The organism is Vulcanisaeta sp. EB80 (assembly GCF_002078205.2).
In genome coordinates this window covers 1-2,141 of the sequence record NZ_LCWN02000139.1, presented here as the reverse complement: position 1 = coordinate 2,141, position 2,141 = coordinate 1, and the positions used below count along the sequence as shown (strand labels likewise).

Sequence of the window (2,141 nt, the reverse complement as noted above, 5' to 3'; positions counted from 1 at the left end):
GCCTCAATGAAGGGCCTATCCTCGGTAATAACCAGGGGCTTCCTCTTAACAAGATCCACAGCCCTCATACAACCACCGCATAAACAACTAAATTAACTAATTAATAAATTTTATTACATAAGACATATAACACTTAAATACACCTATATTACTACAGCAGTACTACTACACAATAAAATAAATATTAATACCTAGATAATAAATAACTAAAGAGAAGAACCAAGGCTTTTAAAGGCAATTAATTAGAGCACCGATAGTGATGAGTAGGACCTCGCCTGCTAGAGAAGATGACGAGTTTGCCGAGTGCTGATCACCGATAACGTAGCCTTCTTTCAACCTGATAACTCCGTGACCATGGTGATCAGTTCCAGAATTTCAATTTTAAAAGGTTATTATTTACAAAATGAAATATGGAAATTGAAACAGCAATTGAAATGCATGGGAAGAATTACAGAGGTAATATTTAAAAATTACAAATGTATGCATTATTTATGACGAGAAAAACACTAGCACTAGTACTACCCGCGTTACTACTCGTAGTAGCACTAATGGCAGGAACAACAATGGCAATGCAAGTAACTAAAGTAAAGCCAGACACACCAGGCACAGTAATAATCAAAGAAACAATACCACTAAAACTAAAGACACTACCACCAGTACAGAGAATAGACTCATTCGTACTATCACCCAACTCAGGAGTACTAATAGGACCATATACGTTAGGCCCTGGAGTAGAGATGGGAGTTTACGTAACTTGGTCACCATCTTACGCAACAATATTAGTTGGTCTTATAAATGCCTATACGGGAACAGGATACGGAGGATACGTAAGTGGTGGTTCTGCATTTGTTATCTTCAATCCTGGACCCGGAACATACTTCGTATTTATCTATAATCCGAACTCTTACAGTGTTACGATAAACCAAGTATTAATATTTACATGGGCATCATAATAGCTCAAAATAAAACTATTTAAAAATAGTGCTATTATAATATTCACTATAATGGATATTATAAGTTAAAAATGTAAAATTACCCAGATTAATCGTAGTAATATTATAAGCAGTATTATTGCACGATATAATTACTGCATTATTAGTGTTAGTAATAGTATAATTACAATGTACGAGTAAATTAATCATTCTATCTTTGTTTAGATTATTATTGCCTTGAATTATAATATTATTGTGTTGCGAGTTAAATAGTATGATTATACCTAATGTAGCTGTCATAATTGCTATAACCATTAATGAAATCGTTATATAATTGATTTTTTGTTTTGGTTTGCTTGTTGATATGTTTTCTGGGTTTTTGATTAGTATTTTGTTTAGGTTTACTTTGTCTATTGTTCCTATGTAGTGCCATGTGTTTCCGTGCTTAATGTATACGTAATTGCCTGCCTTTATTACTATTGTTCCTGGTTTTCCGCATCTTGGGCATACTCCCATTCCTATTGCTTTGCTTGGCATTGTTTTTGTGTTCAATCCTGTATTTAAATCTCTTTCTGTTCTTTATCCCAAGCGAAACCCTTTTTACCACCGTGCACGTTGGTGCTTTTCGTTGTTGTTTCACGGTGGTTTCACGGAGGTATTTTTAAGTGTGGTAGTGTTGAGGAACTGATTGGTGGTAGGCGTGACGGTTAGGGTGTCTGTCCGTAGTAGGAAGTTGAGGAGGTTTGAGGTTACGGCACTCCCCTTTGCGGTTAGGGTGTATATAAATAACCAGGTCCTTGTGCCGGCGAGTCTCGTTAGGGCGTTGGGTATTGCTCACCTGAGGTTTGCTGATGTGGATCTCGAGTATAAGGGTTTCGTTATTGAGTTGAGGGGTGTTAGGTTGTTGAGGACTAGGCATACTGATGCTAGGCAGTTTACGATACCTAAGAGGGTTAGAGAGACTTATGGTGTTGGTTTTGGCGATGTTGTTAAAATACTATCCATAAGGCCATCAATCACTAATAAGGATAAGGATTAGCGCGATTAAAAACAACTAAGTGATAGTTTTTTAAAATTTATGATAATTAGTTAATTAATAAGCATGCTTTGGTGTTTTAATCGAATATTTTATTTGGATTGAATATGCCGTATGGATCAAATACCTTCTTAACGTTCCTCATTAAGTTTAGTACCGTGTCGGCATTACCA

At 35.9% G+C, this 2,141-nt stretch carries 4 protein-coding genes; 2 read left to right on the top strand and 2 right to left on the bottom strand.

The features are described 5' to 3' along the window. Positions 1 to 491: 491 nt before the first annotated feature. A complete protein-coding gene (locus B7L70_RS12565; RefSeq protein ID WP_238376263.1) occupies positions 492 to 953 on the top strand; it encodes a hypothetical protein in 462 nt (153 codons plus the stop codon). A 15-nt stretch (positions 954 to 968) separates the two neighbouring features. Here the strand turns inward: B7L70_RS12565 and B7L70_RS12560 are convergent, their stop codons facing one another. After that, positions 969 to 1,469 (bottom strand): hypothetical protein, encoded by a 501-nt coding sequence (locus tag B7L70_RS12560; RefSeq protein WP_081228461.1) that lies wholly within the window; start codon positions 1,467 to 1,469, stop codon positions 969 to 971. A 154-nt stretch (positions 1,470 to 1,623) separates the two neighbouring features. On the opposite strand from B7L70_RS12560, the gene B7L70_RS12555 reads away from it, so the two are divergent. Next, on the top strand, positions 1,624 to 1,971 hold the full coding sequence (locus tag B7L70_RS12555) for an AbrB family transcriptional regulator (RefSeq protein WP_081228460.1): 348 nt from the start codon (positions 1,624 to 1,626) through the stop codon (positions 1,969 to 1,971). A 76-nt stretch (positions 1,972 to 2,047) separates the two neighbouring features. On the opposite strand, the gene B7L70_RS13090 is transcribed toward B7L70_RS12555, so the two are convergent. Further along, positions 2,048 to 2,141 (bottom strand): FAD-linked oxidase C-terminal domain-containing protein (locus B7L70_RS13090; RefSeq protein ID WP_143701657.1); only part of this gene is annotated, 94 nt, incomplete at its 5' end.

Bases quoted from the DNA above. Each gene is read 5' to 3' on its own strand.
- B7L70_RS12560 (WP_081228461.1), bottom strand. From the start codon at position 1,469: ATGCCAAGCAAAGCAATAGGAATGGGAGTATGCCCAAGATGCGGAAAA.
- B7L70_RS12565 (WP_238376263.1), top strand. From the start codon at position 492: ATGACGAGAAAAACACTAGCACTAGTACTACCCGCGTTACTACTCGTA.